General features: G+C 37.5%; 16 protein-coding genes and 1 pseudogene. All 17 read right to left on the bottom strand.

Annotated features, from left to right (window positions below; genetic code table 11):
* Positions 1-24 precede the first annotated feature (24 nt).
* Positions 25-198, bottom strand: a complete 174-nt coding sequence (locus tag ACFX5U_RS18975) for a glutaredoxin domain-containing protein (protein ID WP_400261743.1) — start codon at positions 196-198, stop codon at positions 25-27.
* A 629-nt stretch (positions 199-827) separates the two neighbouring features.
* A complete protein-coding gene (locus ACFX5U_RS18970; protein ID WP_280565419.1) occupies positions 828-1,346 on the bottom strand; it encodes a DUF2911 domain-containing protein in 519 nt (172 codons plus the stop codon).
* 419 nt (positions 1,347-1,765) lie between these two features.
* Complete coding sequence (gene ilvA, locus ACFX5U_RS18965) at positions 1,766-3,019, bottom strand: threonine ammonia-lyase IlvA (RefSeq protein WP_280565421.1); 1,254 nt, start codon at positions 3,017-3,019, stop codon at positions 1,766-1,768.
* Positions 3,020-3,161: 142 nt separating this feature from the next.
* Positions 3,162-4,325: a 2-isopropylmalate synthase gene (locus ACFX5U_RS18960; protein ID WP_400261742.1), complete on the bottom strand. Its 1,164-nt coding sequence runs from the start codon at positions 4,323-4,325 to the stop codon at positions 3,162-3,164.
* A 35-nt stretch (positions 4,326-4,360) separates the two neighbouring features.
* Positions 4,361-5,434: a 3-isopropylmalate dehydrogenase gene (gene leuB, locus ACFX5U_RS18955; protein WP_400261741.1), complete on the bottom strand. Its 1,074-nt coding sequence runs from the start codon at positions 5,432-5,434 to the stop codon at positions 4,361-4,363.
* An 87-nt stretch (positions 5,435-5,521) separates the two neighbouring features.
* Entirely contained in the window at positions 5,522-6,985 is a 1,464-nt protein-coding gene (locus ACFX5U_RS18950; protein ID WP_400261740.1) for an ATP-binding cassette domain-containing protein, read from the bottom strand.
* Entirely contained in the window at positions 6,985-7,569 is a 585-nt protein-coding gene (gene leuD, locus ACFX5U_RS18945; protein ID WP_038701041.1) for a 3-isopropylmalate dehydratase small subunit, read from the bottom strand. The genes ACFX5U_RS18950 and leuD overlap by 1 nt, the downstream gene beginning before the upstream one ends.
* A gap of 216 nt (positions 7,570-7,785) precedes the next feature.
* Positions 7,786-8,430: a class I SAM-dependent methyltransferase gene (locus ACFX5U_RS18940; RefSeq protein WP_400261739.1), complete on the bottom strand. Its 645-nt coding sequence runs from the start codon at positions 8,428-8,430 to the stop codon at positions 7,786-7,788.
* Entirely contained in the window at positions 8,387-8,617 is a 231-nt protein-coding gene (locus tag ACFX5U_RS18935; RefSeq protein WP_400261738.1) for a hypothetical protein, read from the bottom strand. The genes ACFX5U_RS18940 and ACFX5U_RS18935 overlap by 44 nt, the downstream gene beginning before the upstream one ends.
* A 40-nt stretch (positions 8,618-8,657) precedes the next feature.
* Complete coding sequence (leuC, locus tag ACFX5U_RS18930) at positions 8,658-10,055, bottom strand: 3-isopropylmalate dehydratase large subunit (protein ID WP_400263614.1); 1,398 nt, start codon at positions 10,053-10,055, stop codon at positions 8,658-8,660.
* A gap of 93 nt (positions 10,056-10,148) precedes the next feature.
* Positions 10,149-11,630 (bottom strand): ketol-acid reductoisomerase, encoded by a 1,482-nt coding sequence (ilvC, locus tag ACFX5U_RS18925; protein ID WP_280565435.1) that lies wholly within the window; start codon positions 11,628-11,630, stop codon positions 10,149-10,151.
* Positions 11,631-11,670: 40 nt separating this feature from the next.
* The gene (locus ACFX5U_RS18920; protein ID WP_400261737.1) at positions 11,671-12,147 is read right to left on the bottom strand and encodes a DinB family protein; all 477 of its coding nucleotides are present in this window, start codon (positions 12,145-12,147) and stop codon (positions 11,671-11,673) included.
* An 11-nt stretch (positions 12,148-12,158) separates the two neighbouring features.
* Complete coding sequence (locus tag ACFX5U_RS18915) at positions 12,159-12,521, bottom strand: glyoxalase superfamily protein (protein ID WP_038701033.1); 363 nt, start codon at positions 12,519-12,521, stop codon at positions 12,159-12,161.
* A 31-nt stretch (positions 12,522-12,552) separates the two neighbouring features.
* Entirely contained in the window at positions 12,553-13,143 is a 591-nt protein-coding gene (gene ilvN / locus ACFX5U_RS18910) for an acetolactate synthase small subunit (protein WP_038701031.1), read from the bottom strand.
* 1 nt (position 13,144) lies between these two features.
* Positions 13,145-14,891: pseudogene (gene ilvB, locus ACFX5U_RS18905) on the bottom strand (biosynthetic-type acetolactate synthase large subunit).
* 61 nt (positions 14,892-14,952) lie between these two features.
* Positions 14,953-16,653 (bottom strand): dihydroxy-acid dehydratase, encoded by a 1,701-nt coding sequence (gene ilvD / locus ACFX5U_RS18900; RefSeq protein WP_038701027.1) that lies wholly within the window; start codon positions 16,651-16,653, stop codon positions 14,953-14,955.
* Positions 16,637-17,527, bottom strand: coding sequence for a branched-chain-amino-acid transaminase (gene ilvE / locus ACFX5U_RS18895; RefSeq protein WP_038701025.1), 891 nt, complete (start codon positions 17,525-17,527; stop codon positions 16,637-16,639). The genes ilvD and ilvE overlap by 17 nt, the downstream gene beginning before the upstream one ends.
* Positions 17,528-18,114: the final 587 nt, after the last annotated feature.

Raw genomic sequence — 18,114 nt, 5'->3', positions numbered from 1 at the left:
CCGATGATGCGGTGTTGAATTTCGTCATTTTCCAAAACGATTACGGTCGGAAACTGTGCGTACTTTAAATTTTGCAGCTAAATCAGGTTGGTCAAATGGGTTGATAGACTCATATTTGATACCTTTTTGATCTAGATATGCAGATACTTGAGCACAAGGTGCACAATCGTTTTTCTCGAATTTGATGATTCTTGCCATGATTATACTTTAATTTAAAACCGCGCTTCCTAAAAGAAGGCGAGTTGAGTTGAATGATTTTAATAAGTTTTGAGAAGCTGAATTCCCCAACTCTAACAAATATCACAAATTAAATCTGAAGCGTTAATTTGACTTTTCCACATTGGTGGAAAAACTTGATCGATATACGGCTTTGCGCATTGTGAATGCTTGTATTTAGCTGGTAATCAATGCTTATTTAATGTGGATAACTTTAGTCGGGTTATTTGTAGTGCTAAAACTACAATTTATTTTAATGAAAATACCGTGACAAATTGTTCTGCAAAAGTACAGCTTTTGTGATGAAAAAAATAGTAAATTAAATAGCTTTTTTTTAAGTTCTAGATTTAGTGGCTACTCACTACTAGGGGGGATGAGTTAGGGATATTGAAGCTTAAATGATTAGCCTTATAAAAGCGATATTGTCTGAATCGCTAACCCTAGTGATTGTATGTTGTATGAAAAGAAGGGGCTTACTGTTGCTTAGTAATAGAAAGCTCTTTGATTTTTCAAAAAGCTTTCTTTTTTATAACGTATCTTGTTAAACCGTACTTGGTCTAAGTAGTTTTTTGGATACCGCTTATTGATCAATAGGGCATGTGGTATATGAACTACTTTGCAGCTTTAATTTTTATAGGAAGTAAATAATCACCCCAAGTTAAGATTAGCTTACCCGATTTATCGATATCGATCTTAAATTGCTCTTCTGGCGAATTGCTCGTTTCATTGCGTACATTTATGCGCAGTGCATCTTGATTCTGATCATATTTTGTTCCCCACTGGTCCCATACTTTATTGAAAATAACAGTCGTTTCTTGTTCTCCAGGAAGGGTATATAAACCATATTTGCCTTGAGGTAAGCTTTTCCCTTCGATGAGGACATTTTTATCAAACGCTATAGTGGTTGCTTCATTTGCACCTGTGCGCCATATTTCACCGACCTTAACAATGTCTATTCCTATTTGACGTCCTTTTAAATATGGGCGGCTGTAATGGATATCTACTGTTACTCCGTCGTCAGTAGTGACTTTAACACTATCGGGTGGGCTTGGTCTTTTACTTTTATCAGTTTGTCCAAATGCCGTGGCACAAATGATTGTAAACATGAATAAAATAGCTGTTGTTTTCATAATTTTTTTTAATTAAATATACATAAAAAATTGATATCAAGCTTTTTAAAATGTTGTATTGGATATTTTTTATAAGATTTTTTGTTATTTATTGTAGAGGTTCATCGGAATGGGAAGAGCATTGTTTTCAATTTATCTACAATGTCTCTCATGTCTAAAGATAAGATTTAGGGGCGCTAGTCAAGCGTCTATAACTGAAAAGAGCTAAATCCGGATCTAGATTTTTTAGGAGCAGCTCTTGGACAACGGTAGAAAAAATACAAGTAAGTTATGGGCCCATGAATCAAATATGCATCGTTTATTACTTTTAAAACGACGATAGGACGCTTGGATGTCTTATAATAAACTAATTATATTGCAAAAAAAAGGGGATATATAGTTGCCTATTTTCCCCTTTTTTACTTGTTTATCAAAGGTATCTAAACCAAATACTCAAATAATGTTTGGTCTTTATTTAATTCGATATATTCAAATTTATTGTCTGTCATCCTTTGTAACAAAGATTGGTAATCTTCCGGATCGTTTAATTCGATACCGATCAAAGCAGGACCGCGTTCGCGTTCTGTTTTTTTGATGAATTCAAAACGAGTGATATCATCTTTGGGACTTAGTACTTCCGAGACAAATAATTTTAAAGCTCCTGGACGATTCGGGAAACGCACGATAAAGTAATGCTTATATCCTTCGTATAGGAGCGATAACTCTTGAATTTCACTCATGCGGTTAATGTCATTATTACCACCCGAGATGATACAAACGACTTTCTTCCCTTTTATTTCATCTTTATGAAATTCCAATGCCGCTACTGAGAGGGCGCCTGCAGGCTCAACAACGATTGCATCCTTGTTATAGAGTTCTAATATGCAGGTACATATTTTTCCTTCTGGAATCGAACGTATATCATCTAAATATTGACGACTGATCTCGAATGTGAGGTCGCCCACTTTTTGAACAGCGGCACCATCTACAAATTTATTGATCTTTTCAAGCTCAACAGGTTTTCCAACCGTAAATGCAGCTTGCATAGAGGCGGCACCTTGAGGTTCGACACCATAACATTTAATATTGGGATTTTTATTTTTCAAGTAGTAGCTCGTTCCTGCCGAGAGACCTCCGCCACCAATTGGAATAAAAACAGCGTCTATATCTGGTAAATCTTGTAGGATTTCGACAGCGACTGTTCCTTGACCTTCAATCACCTTTGGGTCATCAAAAGGTGGAATAAAAGTCATGTTATTTTCTTCGGTATAGATGCGTGCGGCTTTTTGGCAATCGTCAAAGGTATCACCCGTCAATATAATTTCGATATTGCCGTTTCCCCACATTTCCGTTTGTGTTATTTTTTGTTTTGGTGTAGGACCAGGCATAAAAATAACTCCCTTGATATCGAGTTTTTTACACGAAAAGGCAACACCCTGCGCATGGTTGCCCGCGCTAGCACATACCACGCCGCGTTGCTGCTCTTCTTCGCTCAGGGAAATTATTTTGTTATAAGCACCTCTTAGTTTATAGGATCTGACGATTTGTAGGTCTTCTCGCTTTAGATAGACATCAGCGCCATATTTCTCAGAAAGATAAGTGTTGTATTGCAAAGCTGTCCGATTAACGACGTCCTTGATACGATGATAAGTGCTTTCTGAGTCGATTTGTAAATTAGAAAAATCTAAACTCATTTTGTTTACTGTGATTAGGTGATTGATTTTTTTTAATAAAAAAACGTCATCTCGACTTAGAATAAAAGTAATTAAGTTTTTTGACTTTTTACTTGAAAATTTATCCTTTGTCAAAATGACGTTTTAATAAGTTTTTCTTTTATTAAACGCGCTCTGCGAATAAACTTCTTAAATCATCATCGCAGATATCTTTCTTTGCATCTGCTATGATTAAGAAACGTTCATAGGTTTGTGATAGTGCTTCTTTCTCTAACGTGTAACCGAGACGTTCCAAGTGGTACTTTAATGCATGGCGACCAGAACGTGCAGTTAGGATAATACCTGCTTCCTCTAAGCCGACATCTTCAGGACGAATGATTTCATAAGTCTCACGGTGCTTTAGGAAACCATCTTGGTGAATACCCGAACTATGTGCAAAGGCATTACGGCCAACAATTGCTTTATTCGGTTGTACGGGCATATTCATCATTTCACTCACTTTGCGTGAAAGGTAAGTGAACATTTTACTGTCAATGTTTGATGTTAAACTACCAAAAGCTTGATTGTGAACTTTCAGAATCATGGCTACTTCTTCCAATGAAGTATTTCCGGCACGTTCACCGATACCATTGATGGTACATTCTACTTGGCGTGCACCATTTTGAATTGCGGCAATTGAATTCGCAGTTGCTAATCCTAAGTCATTGTGACAATGTGCAGAAATAATCGCTTGGTCGATGTTTTTAACATTTTCTTTTAAGAATTTTATTTTTGCGCCGTATTGATCAGGTAAGCAATATCCGTTTGTATCTGGGATATTAACAACAGTAGCACCTGCAGCAATAACTGCTTCTACCATCTGTGCTAAATAAACCAAGTCGGCACGACCTGCATCTTCGGCATAGAATTCTACGTCCTCAACATGAGATTTAGCGTACTTTACTGCAGCAACAGCACGTTCTAATATTTCTTCACGAGTGGAATTGAATTTGTATTTGATATGCATGTCTGAAGCACCAATACCGGTATGGATACGCGGTCTTTTTGCATATTTCAGCGCTTCAGCAGCGACTTTAATGTCATTCTCATTGGCACGGGTTAACGCACAGATAATCACATCATTTACCGCTTTTGATAACTCAACTACGGACTGGAAATCTCCTGGACTAGAAACTGGGAAACCGGCTTCAATAACATCGACACCTAGTTTCTCCAAATCTTTTGCAATGTCGATTTTTTCAGGAGTAGTTAATTGACATCCTGGGACTTGTTCGCCATCGCGAAGCGTAGTATCAAAGATGTATAGATGATTTGGATCGTGTAACATAGCTTTACGTTTTTATATTAGAAACTCTGTTCAGTCTATTTAATAAATTCTAACACTTTAGCACCCATTTCTTGCGTGCCTAATATTTTATCCGATGGTGTATCTGAATTAGCAATATCACCTGTTCTCCAACCTGCTTTCAATGTCGCAGCAACTGCTTCAGTTACTTCTTTTGCCTCAGCCTGTAGACCGAAACTAATATCTAAAAGGAGGGCTGCAGATAAGATAGAAGCTAATGGATTCGCTTTGTTCTGTCCTGCAATATCATGTGCAGATCCGTGAATAGGTTCAAAAAACCCTGTACCATCACCGATGGATGCTGAAGCAAGCATACCCATAGAGCCAGCAATCTGTGAAGCTTCATCAGTTAGGATATCACCAAATAGGTTTGCGGTCAATACAACATCAAATTTCTTTGGGTTTTTCACTAATTGCATCGCTGCGTTGTCGATGAACATATGCTCGGTCTCTACATCAGGATATTCTTTTGCAATTTCTTGAACAACTTCTCTCCAAAGGCGGGAGGTCTCCAATACATTTGCTTTATCGACCGAACATAGTTTTTTAGAACGTGTACGCGCAGCTTCATAGGCTTTGTGTGCGATACGTTCTACTTCATATCGGTTATAGTTCATTAAATCCGAAGCGAAGTTATTGTCTTCCGAACGATTCTTTTCTCCGAAGTAAACATCACCTGTCAACTCACGAAAGAAAAGGATATCTGTGCCTTTTAAGATTTCAGGTTTAAGACTTGAAGCATCTAAAAGCTCATCAAATAATAAGATAGGGCGTAAGTTTGCATAAAGACCTAACTCTTTACGGATTTTTAATAATCCCTGCTCTGGACGAACTTTCGCAGAGGGGTCATTATCATATTTAGCGTGGCCAATTGCTCCAAATAAAATTGCATCACTTGATTTTGCTTTATCTAAAGTTTCGTCAGGCAAAGGGTTTCCAGTGGCTTCAATAGCCACGTGTCCCATGATTGCTTCGTCAAAGTTGAAATCATGGCCATATTTTTGTCCAATTTTTTCTAAAACTTTTTTACCCCAAATCGTAACTTCTTGTCCTATTCCGTCACCAGGAATAACGAGTATATTTTTTTTCATCAGAATTATTTTTCTTTTAATGGTGATGAAGCTATCATGAGCATTTTTACTTCAGTTTGTGAGTAGAGCGCTCTTGATGGTTTCATGTTATGCGTATTGTAAAATATCTTCAATGGATTTAACCATTCCCTTTTCTAATATAATTTTCTTTTCAAGGCAAGTTGGGAGTTGTGTTTCAAAATGACCTACATAAATTAATGTTTTTCCATAGGTACACAGTTCATCTACTACTGCATTGAAATGTTGTGTTTGTTCGTAGTCAAGACCCTGGCAAGGTTCGTCCAAAATCAATAATTCTGGATTCTTAATCACTGTCCGTGCTAATAATGCAAGACGTTGTTTCCCTAAGGGAAGGGTGTTGAGTAGTTTGTTTTTATCTTCTTTTAAATCAAAAAAGTCCAATACCTGATTTAGTAATTGTTGTTTTTCAAAGCTTAAATTGCGAAATAATCCAACGGAATCAAAAAATCCTGAAGCGACACTTTGCCAGACTTTAGCTGTTGGATCGAAGTACCAGTGCATCTCGGGAGAAATAATGCCCAAGTGCGATTTGATGTCCCAAATACTTTCTCCAGATCCTCTTTGTTTTCCAAAGAGGATGATATCATTGGCATATGCCTGGGGATGGTCTCCATTGATTAAACTCAATAGGGTAGACTTACCAGAGCCATTATGGCCTTGTAATAACCACTTTTCTCCTGCCTTCACTTCCCAACTGATATCTTTTAGGACTTCTTTTTCTCCATATTTGACATCAACTTGAGACATTTTAACCATCGTTTCCGAAGAAATCTGAGGGGCTTTTTGTAAAAAATGGGGAAGTACTTTTCTTGCACGTTCTTTTTCTCTTGAAAATTCAGCTTGTGAAGAGACTACTTTTAATTTTCCTTGTTGTATTTCAGCAAAATGACGGATACAGGTAGGTGTTGTTTGATCGTTACTGATCAATATTAAAGTAACTCCTGCTAATGCAAGATCATCAAATGCTTGGTTGAGTTCTTGGCGAGATTGTCGATCAAGACCTGTATAGGGTTGATCAATAATCAATACCTGAGGTTTCAACCATAGCGCCTTTAACAATTGCAGTTTTTTATGTTCTCCACTCGATAACTCGATGAGCTGTGCCGTTTGGACATCTTCAAAACCAAAAGTTTCGAGGTAGGGTTTTATAGCATCAAATTGCAAATGTTTTTCTTTTGCAAAATGCATGAATTCTGCCTGTACTGTTAAGGTATCATTCGCTTGGTGCTTGTTATACCGTTGTTGGTAATAGAAATTTTTATCACCTTCTAAATTGGTGAATTGATACCAATTTGGGACATAAAAAATTTCTGCTGGAAGAGGAGAGTTATTGTCAAAGTTGACATTAAGAAGCCCGTTGTACGGAATATGACCTGCAATTGCTTGTGCTAAAGTAGTTTTTCCAGTACCGCTTCTTCCACCTATCAACCAGTGTTGTCCAGGTTCAATTTGCCAATTCAAGTCCTGCAACACCACATGATATTGGTGCTGGACAGTTAAATTGGCAATATGGACGACAGGTTCTATCATTATCTCGTTTGTTCGAAAGTTTCAATTGCAGCTTTGTTGTCTAGGATGAAATCAATATCATCATAACCGTTAATGAGGCATGATTTTTTGTAAGGGTTGATTTCAAAAGCTTGTTGAGCACCGGTTTCAGACAAGGTGACTGTTTGGTTTTCGAGGTCAACAATAATCTCCGTGTTTGGATTTTTGAATACCGTATCAAAGATAGTTTCTAGGAACTCTTCTGTTACCTGAATAGGTAATACGCCATTGTTCAAAGCATTTCCTTTGAAAATATCTGCGAAAAAACTACTGATAACGACATCAAACCCATAATCTTGGATAGCCCAAGCAGCATGTTCACGACTAGAACCGCAACCAAAATTTTTACCTGCCACAAGGACTTTTCCTTTGTAGGTAGCATCGTTCATTACAAAATCAGCTTTAGGCTGATTGTTGCTATCAAAGCGCCAGTCACGGAATAAGTTGTCACCAAATCCTTCTCGTGTAGTCGCTTTCAAAAAACGAGCAGGAATAATCTGATCGGTATCTATATTTTCAATCGGTAAAGGAACTACCGTTGTTGTTATTGTTTCAAATTTTTTCATCCAAATAATTATTTACGAGTGTATGTTCTTAATTCTATAAATGAACTCATTTCACTCGGTTTGTTACTTAATGGTGATGAAGCTATCATGAGAAGCGTACTAATCTCTATTTGTGAGTCACTTTAAGCTCATGATGGTTTCATCCAATTCATTATTTATGAGTGTTAGCTTTTAATTGTATTATTAAGCTCGTTTCACTCTGTTTAATGGTGATTGCTAAATATTTGTGTTTAAAACTGCCCTAACTTCTCTTAGTTTCATTGTCATACTGATAGCCGACTCATCTGCCCAATCGTTATAATCTTTAATGGCATCTAAACGTTCTTGATCACTGACATATCCTTCATCTACCATTTGTGTAGAGTTGGCTACCTTGGACCATATTTTTAGTTTGTCTAGGTGCAATGGATTGCTATGCTCATAATGTTCGTCGGCATTAAAAACTTCTATCTGACCAAAACCGTGCTCTTCAAAGATGTCTTCCAGATCATAGCCAATTCTATTATTCATACCTGCATCATTTCTCCACATTAAGAACATGTGATAAAAATGTTCCATGCTCCTTGGTATTTTAGGATTCCAATCTATCGCTTCATGATTATAATCTAATATCGATACTTGCCCATTGGGTTTTAATAACGTTTTCAATTTATCAATTGCTTTATCTAATGTTGAAATCCATTGGAACGTTCTTGCTGATACAATTAGATCAAATTTCTCCAGATTTTCAAAATCTAGTAGATCGCAATGGATCAATTCTAGATTGGGTATATGAGCAAATAGACTTTTTCCTTCCGTAATAAAGGTTCCCGTATTATCAATTCCAACGACAGAAACCAGAAGGACCGACGATCGCGGCAATATCTTTTGTGATGGCGCCTGTTCCACATCCGATGTCCAAAACTCTTAATCCGGGTTTTAGAGCAGATTTCAGCGTATGATAATCCTGGTCCAAAGTTCTTTGGTTAAAGATTGTAGAAGCATTTTGTGCTTCTCTATCGATTACTTTATTTTCGGTGACTACTACTGTCTGACAAATTTGGCACATTTTTAAATGTATTAAAGAACAGCTATTATTAGCATTTAGATTATATCAACTCTCTAACATCAGTAATGACACCTGTTACGGCGGCTGCAGCAGCTGTTAAAGGTGACACGAGCATCGTACGGGCATTGGGGCCTTGACGGCCTTCAAAGTTTCTATTTGATGTGGAAACACAGTATTTACCTGCAGGAATCTTATCTTCATTCATTCCTAAACAAGCTGAACAGCCTGGCTCGCGTAATTGGAAACCTGCAGATTCAAAAATTTTATCTAAACCTTCTTCGATGGCTTGTTTTTCTACTTGTTTTGAACCCGGTACGATCCATACTTCTACTTGTTCTGCTTTTTGTTTTCCTTGTACAAAGGCAGCTACTTCACGTAAATCTTCTATACGGGAGTTGGTACAACTTCCGATAAACACATAGTCTACTGGTTTTCCTAAGATTGGAGCATCATCAGTAAAGCCCATGTAATTCAGTGCTTTTTGGTAAGATGGTTGTTCTGATTCTGGTTGTGCTTGTGTTGCAGGAACATGTTCGGTGATACCCATTCCCATTCCTGGATTGGTTCCGTAAGTGATCATCGGTGCGATGTCTGCAGCATCAAATTCTAGAACCGCGTCAAATTGTGCATCATCATCAGAATATAGTGTTTTCCAATACGCTAATGCTGTATCCCACTCTTCTCCTTTTGGTGCAAATTCACGGCCTTTTACATAATCGAAAGTAGTCTGATCAGGAGCAATTAAGCCCCCACGAGCCCCCATTTCAATACTCATATTACAAATGGTCATTCTTGCTTCCATACTTAATGCACGGATTGCAGAACCAGCATATTCAATAAAATAGCCTGTACCACCTGCTGCAGAGATTTTTGCAATGATGTATAAGATAATATCTTTTGCTCCTACACCTTTTTGCAAATCACCATTTACTTCGATTTTCATCGTTTTTGGTTTTTGTTGCAATAAGCATTGTGTTGCAAAAACTTGTTCCACTTGAGAAGTACCTATTCCAAAAGCAATCGCACCAAACGCGCCATGTGTAGAGGTATGGCTATCTCCGCAGACCATTGTTTTACCAGGTAAGGTAATCCCTAATTCTGGACCAATAACATGCACAATACCTTGGTAGGGGTGACCTAGGCCATATAAATTGATGCCAAATTCAGCACAGTTTTTAGTCAACATATCGACTTGGTAACGCGATAATTCCTCTTTTATGGGAAGGTGTTGATTTAGAGTGGGAACATTATGATCCGCTGTTGCGACAGTCTGGTTTGGACGAAATACCGGTAAGCCTCTTTTTCTTAAACCATCGAAAGCTTGCGGTGAAGTTACCTCATGAATAAGGTGTGTGTCTATATAAATAATATCTGGAAATCCTTCTTCACGTTTAACGACATGCGCATCCCAAATTTTTTCTACTAATGTTTTTGACATTTTCTTCTCTAATGTTAATTTTTTCAATTAAATTCCATTGTTTTAGGGATTTCCTAAAAACAATGGAATTTTGGTAGTCTAAATTACGAAAATTTAAACAGTTTTTATAGCTTTCATAGCAGTCATTGCTTGACGTAATTTACGACCTACAATTTCTACTTCATGATTACGTAAAATGTCATTGATCTCTACTAATTGTGCATTATCTACTGAACCATCTTTACCTGCATTGTAGTTTTTTCCTACTAAATCAGTTTGTACAGTTTTCATGAAATCAGCTAATAAAGGTTTACAAGCTTGATCAAATAAGTAACAACCGTATTCAGCCGTATCAGAAATCACACGGTTCATTTCGAATAATTTTTTACGTGCAATCGTGTTCGCGATCAAAGGAGTTTCGTGTAATGACTCGTAGTAGGCAGATTCTGGTTTAATTCCAGCTTCAACCATAGTTTCGAAAGCCAATTCAACACCAGCTCTGATGAAAGCAACCATCAGCGTATAGTTGTCGAAATATTCTTGTTCTGCAATTTTTACATCACCAGCAGGTGTTTTTTCAAATGCTGTTTCACCTGTTTCGGCTCTCCATTTTAATAGATTAGCGTCACCATTAGCCCAGTCTGCCATCATCGTCTTGCTGAATTCGCCTGAGATGATATCATCTTGGTGTTTTTGGAATAAAGGACGCATGATATCTTTCAATTCTTCTGATAATTCAAAAGCTTTGATTTTAGCAGGATTGCTTAAACGATCCATCATACCACTTACGCCACCATGCTTTAACGCCTCAGTGATTACTTCTACACCATATTGTACTAATTTAGAAGCGTAACCTGCGTCGATTCCTTGTTCAACCATTTTATCGAAAGATAAAATAGAACCTGTTTGCAATAAACCACATAAGATGGTTTGCTCACCCATTAAATCAGATTTCACTTCAGCTACGAACGAAGATTTCAATACACCAGCTCTGTGACCACCTGTACCTACGCAATATGCTTTTGCTTCAGCCCAGCCTTTACCTTGAGGGTCATTCTCTGGGTGAACAGCGATTAGGGTAGGGACACCAAAACCACGAACGTATTCAGCACGTACTTCAGATCCTGGACATTTAGGCGCTACCATGATTACCGTGATGTCTTTACGAATCTGCATTCCTTCTTCTACGATATTGAAACCGTGAGAATAGGATAATGTAGCTCCTTCTTTCATCAATGGCATTACTGCATTGATAACAGATGTATGCTGTTTATCTGGAGTTAAGTTGATCACTAAATCTGCAGTAGGAATTAATTCTTCATAAGTTCCAACTGTAAAATTGTTATCTGTAGCATTTTTCCAAGAATCTCTTTTTTGCTCAATAGCTTCTTTACGTAATGCATAAGATACATCTAAACCACTATCTCTTAAATTTAGACCTTGGTTTAAACCTTGTGCGCCACAGCCTACGATTACGATTTTTTTACCTTTTAAAGCATCTACACCGTCAGCGAATTCACTGTTGTCCATAAAATCTGCTTGACCTAATTGATGTAATTGATCTCTAAGTGGTAGTGTGTTGAAATAATTTGCCATTGTTGTTGTTAATTTCTTTATTGATGGTTTGTTGATTATTCTATTTATTGTTTTTGATCACTCTGCGTTGTGCTTGGGCATATCCCCAATGTAAATTGTCGTGCGAAAGTGTCGCTATTAATACTTCTTCGATGGTGTTCATCTCAGAACCGTATGTTGCCGTCGAATAGGGTGTAATGGTGTTGAATATACCTTTGTCATAATCACTTTGAATCTGTTCAATAGTTGATAATGCCAAGGTTTTAAATTCATCCACTTCTTCCTGGGTTACAGTGCGTGTTGGTTTGGTATCTTTTTTATAATCTTCATTGTACTTTACTCCCGAAGTATCTGCTCGGATGCCTGTGCGAACATAGCTCAAAGTTTGCGTAGAAACAACGATATGTGCAAAATTCCAAAAGATATTATTATTGAATCCGTCAGGTATCTGATTTAATTCTTCTAAACTCAAATCATCTATTAAACGTAAAAATCCTTTACGGCTATTGATGATAAATTCAAATATTTGCTGTGTCATTTTTGTGTTTTCTAAATCTCTTCGTTAAAAAAGATCTTATTGTTAAAGGGGTCATTTACCTCCACGCACCAAGTATTATAACCTGTCTTTTCTAACCCTGGCTTGTTGTATTTATACTGTTTATCGAGTAATGCTTTGTGATATGCTTTGATACCTGTGCAATTTACATGTATATGTGTACCCGGTGTTCCGTCGCCATGATGCTCGCTTAAATGTAAGCTCATTCCCGAAAATGAAACTTGCATATAGATAGGCGCATGTTTGTCAAATTGATGCTCCCAATCTATAGTGAAGCCCAACCAACCCACATAAAACTCTATCGCTTTGTTATAATCGAAGATTCTGAATATGGGAATGGTTTGGATACATTTCATTGTAATCAATCAAAGTTAGGAAGTACCGTTTTTACATGGTAAAAACACCATCTCCTTTTTCTAAGTATTCGTTTTCAACGACATCTTCAGAAGGTTCTCTTCGTTCAAATTCTTTTAATTTCGCATGAAATCCTGCGCTCTCTTTAATGATAGCTATACGTGCGCCACGTACAAATTCGATTAAGTTGTACTTGGTTAACTCTTCCGTTAACTTATCAATCTCTTCTCGGTGTCCAGCGGTTTCAAAGACCGTATAATCTTTACGGATCACCACTGCTGATGCGCCATATTGACGTAATAATCGCTCTACGTATACTTTTTCGGTAATGATATCTGTAGGAACTTTATATAACGCCTGTTCTTGCCAGATCACTTCATCATTGGTATTGTAGTATGCTTTGAGTACTTCTACCTGTTTTTCGATTTGACGACACAATTTGCGTACAACTTCTTCAACTTCCGTGATTAATATCGTGAAACGGTGAATGCCTTCGACTTCTGATGGCGAAGTGTTTAAGCTTTCGATATTGATTTTTCTTCTTGAGAATATTGTTGATATTCTACCGATCATGCCGATAGAATTTTCTGTATATATCGTGATTGTATATTCTTGTTTTTCCATTTTACTTCAATCTAATTTCTGAAACACTTGTTCCTTGGGCAACCATCGGGAATACATTGTTTTCTTTGCCAACCATTACTTCTAGGAGGTAAGCTCCATCGTGATCTAACATTGTTTTTAACGCCGTTTTCAAATGATCTCTTTCTGAAACTTTTTGTCCGTCTATATAGTACGATTTTGCTAAAGCAACAAAATCTGGGCTGGTGATATTCACAAAAGAATAACGTCTATCATTAAAAAGTTGCTGCCATTGGCGTACCATCCCTAGAAATTGATTGTTCAGGATCAATATTTTCACTTTAGCACCAAATTGCATGATGGTTCCCAGTTCTTGTAGGGTCATTTGGAATCCACCGTCACCGATAATTGCAATAACATCGCGATGTGGAGCGCCATACCATGCTCCTATAGCTGCAGGAAGACCGAAACCCATGGTACCTAGACCACCTGAAGTAACATTGGATTTAGATTGATTGAATTTTGCATAACGACATGCTACCATTTGATGTTGACCCACATCTGTTGTGATGATGGCATCTCCACCAGTCAATTCGTTTAATAAATGGATAACTTCACCCATCGTTAGCACATCGCCTGTAGGATGGAGTTCATCTTGGATGACTTCTTTAATTTCTTCTTTTTCTAACGTTCTGAATTGCGCTAACCAATCTGTATGGTCATTTTTAGTGATCAATTCGGTCAATTGTGGTAATGTTTCTTTACAATCCCCCCAAACAGCAACCGTTGTCTGTACATTTTTATCAATTTCAGCAGGGTCAATATCCAAATGGATCACCTTTGCTTGTTTTGCATATTTGTCAAGACGGCCCGTTACACGGTCATCGAAACGCATACCGATAGCAATTAAAACGTCACATTCGTTGGTCATGACATTTGGTGCGTAATTACCGTGCATACCCAACATACCCACATGTTGTGGATGATCAGTTTCAAGTGCGCTCAGTCCCATTACTGTTGCTGCGGCAGGAATACCAGATTTTTCTAAGAAATCTTTAAACTCTTGTTCAGCTCTCCCTAAGATTATACCCTGACCAAATAAGATAAATGGTTTTTGAGCACTATTGATTAAAGCTGCAGCCTCCTGTACATACTCTTTTCTTACGATAGGAGATGGACGATAAGAGCGAATGTGCGTACACTTTTCGTAACCTAAATAATCGAATAATTCCATTTGTGCATTTTTGGTAATATCGATAAGTACAGGGCCTGGACGGCCAGTACTTGCGATATGAAATGCTTTTGCTAATGCAATAGGAATTTCTGAGGCCTCTGTCACTTGATAACTCCATTTAGTGACAGGAGCTGTAATATTAATAACGTCTGTTTCTTGAAAGGCATCTGTACCCAATAAACTTGCGAACACTTGTCCGGTGACACAGACGATAGGGTTACTATCGATCATAGCATCAGCTAAACCAGTAACCAAATTTGTTGCTCCAGGACCAGAAGTTGCAAATACAACACCGGTACGGCCAGAGGTTTCTTGCATATCCCTGTGCAGCATGGATACCACCTTGCTCGTGACGGACCAAAATATGAGTCAATTTTTCATTGTAATCATATAATGCATCATAGATCGGCATGATTGCTCCTCCAGGATATCCAAATATAGTATCAACACCTTCACACAATAAGGCTTCTAATACCGCCTGCGAACCTGTTAATTGATTAATAGGTTGAGGTTGCTTTGTACATTCCTTACTTTCAGTTTTTTCCAGCGTACTCATTATTTTTAATTTATTCGATTTGTAATTCTTTTGTTTTTGTTGATTATTCGGTCTTTTGCTCTTATAGATCTGTTACACAGCCATCAGAAGCGTCGGAGACAGTTTTTGCGTATTTGTAAAGCACACCTTTCGTTACTTTTAGTGCGGGTTGTACCCATTTTGCACGTCTTGCAGCGATTATTGCTTCATCTACTTTTAAGTTTAGTGTGTTGTTGACGGAATCGATTTCAATGATATCTTCATCTTCTACCAATCCGATCAAGCCTCCTTTGTACGCTTCAGGGGTAATGTGTCCCACGACAAAACCATGCGTTCCTCCAGAGAATCTTCCATCGGTGATTAATGCAATTGATTTACCTAATCCTGCACCAATAATAGCCGCAGTCGGTTTTAACATTTCAGGCATTCCTGGAGCTCCAACAGGACCTTCATTTTTAATAACGACTACATCACCTTTTTTTACGCGACCAGAAGAAATACCAGCGATTAAATCATGCTCTCCGTCGAATACTCGAGCTGGACCTGAAAATTTTTCTCCCTCTTTTCCTGAAATTTTAGCAACGGATCCTTTTTCGGCTAAGTTTCCATACAAAATCTGTAAGTGACCGTTTGCTTTAATTGGGTCGGCTAATGTATGAATGATTTTCTGGTCGTAATCAATTACTGATTTAACATCAGCTAAATTCTCCGCCAACGTTTTTCCTGTTACAGTTAAACATTCGCCGTGCAACAAACCTTCGTTCAATAAATATTTCAAAACAGCAGGGATACCACCGTACTGATGTAAATCTTGCATTAAGTATTTTCCAGATGGCTTAAAGTCTGCCAATACTGGTGTTTCATCAGACATGCGTTGGAAATCGTCTTGTGTGATGTCTACACCTACAGACTTACCGATGGCGATAAAGTGCAACACAGCATTGGTACTTCCACCTAAGATAATGATCGCACGAATAGCATTTTCAAAGGCTTTACGAGTCATGATATCTGATGGTTTGATATCTTTTTCAAGTAGGATATGGATGTATTTACCTGCTTCTAAGCATTCCTCTTTTTTCTCTTTTGAAACGGCGGGATTAGATGATGAATAAGGCAAGCTCATTCCTAAAGCCTCGATAGCTGCAGCCATCGTATTTGCGGTATACATTCCACCACAGGCACCAGCACCAGGGCAGGTATTGCGGATTACACCATCGTAATCTTCATCGGAAATATTTCCGCATATTTTTTGTCCTAAAGCTTCAAACGCGGAAACGATATTTAAATCCTCGCCTTTATAATGTCCTGGTGCAATCGTTCCACCATAGACCATAATCGCTGGACGATCTAATCGGCCCATGGCGATAATAGCACCGGGCATATTCTTGTCACATCCTGGAATAGCTATCAAACCGTCGTAATATTGACCACCACAAATGGTTTCGATACTATCGGCAATAACATCTCTACTGACTAAAGAATAGCGCATACCGTCGGTACCGTTGCTCATACCATCGCTGACACCAATAGTACCGAATGTTAAACCAACCAAGTTGTTTGCCCAAACTCCTTTTTTAACGATTTGTGCTAAATCATTTAAATGCATGTTGCAGGTATTACCATCGTAGCCCATACTTGCGATGCCCACTTGTGCTTTCTCCATATCCGCATCTGTAAGACCGATACCATATAGCATCGCTTTTGCTGCAGGTTGTGTTTCGTCTTGTGTGAATATACGGCTGTATTTATTCAATATTTGTTCCTTATCAGATGATGACTTCATAGTTCTCGTTCTCTAATACTAAATTTTTATATCTTCTTTGAATCGAAGCACCTATTGTATGCTCCCAATCTTCTTTATATACAATATGATCGACTTGTTTTATTCCTATTATCTCCGCTGCTGTTCCTGATAGAAAAGCAGAATCTGCTTCATGAATTTCTTGAACAGTTAAGTGTTTTTCAATTAATTCAATTCCTAGTTTTTTACAAATAAGAATTACGTTTTTTCGCGTTATACCAGGGAAAATATTCTGGATAGGCGGGGTGTAGATTTTGAAATCTTTTTCTATGAACAAGTTTTCACTTGAAGCTTGTGCTACAAAACCGTCCTGATCTAATAATAGCGCTTCATCAAATCCATTTTGGATCGCTTTACTGCTCGCTAAAATGGAGTTGATATATTGTCCCGATATTTTGGATGAAGTTGGAAAGGCTTTTGAGCTTGGACGCAGAATATCTGAAATCTCTACCTTCAACAAATTTTGACCTAAATATGGTCCCCATTCCCATGCTGCCATCATGATTCGTGCTTCAGTTGCTGAAGTCAAATGCATGTTTGAACCAGAGAATACCAATGGGCGGATATATGCGGAGCGTAAATTGTTTATCGCTAATAATTCGTATGCACGATCTATTAACTCACGATTGTCCCATGCATAAGGAATGTTAATCGCTTCACATGATTTTTGTAGACGTTCGAAATGTTCTAGTGCCTTGAAAATACGAGGTCCATTATGGGTGTTATATGCCCGTAGACCCTCAAACGCTCCATAGCCATAGTGTAATGCTTGCGTATACAAGTCGAGGCCTGTAGCAAAAGCTTTCACGTATGATCCGTCTAAGTAAATTAATGTGTTCTCGTCGTAATATTTCATAAACTTGGTATCTACCCCCGTTAGTAAAAATTAAAAAATAAACTGCTTTTGTTTCCCTGGGTAAATGTAATTTTTCGCGGTAGAATGTGCCGCTCAAATTATTTCTTTAAGTTACTCCGAATAAAAATAATTGGCAATAGCCTTACCTAACTTTTTTGATTTAGTATATAATTTGGTTATATTGTTTTTTACAAAATTATATTTTAATATATTCAATTATATTGATATTTTAAAATGAAGTAAGTAGACCGTATTTAAAATCGGTCTACTTGAGTTGAGGATGAGTTTTTCTGTTTTTATCGAAAATTCTTCTTAAAAAATGATAATGTGATGATTTTTTGTTTTTATGTGCCTGATTTTTTCTTCTTTTTAATTACATGATTGTGCTGCAATATTGTCCGAAAATTGAAGGTGAAATTTTAATTTTATTATTGCTTACAGTCTGTTATACTTATCGTTGTTATAAATCCTATTTCGACAGTAAGCTGAAATTATGGATGGGTTGGTTTTATCAACATTTTGTGGATAACATTTGGTTTTTTGAGAGTTTGACTTATAACTTTCGGGTAAGAGTATTAGCGTAGCCT

The sequence above is a fragment of the Sphingobacterium sp. SG20118 genome (genome assembly GCF_044740685.1).
Classification (GTDB): Bacteria; Bacteroidota; Bacteroidia; order Sphingobacteriales; family Sphingobacteriaceae; genus Sphingobacterium.
The sequence above is the reverse complement of the archived record's forward strand: the minus strand, read 5'-3'. Positions and strand labels throughout refer to the sequence as shown.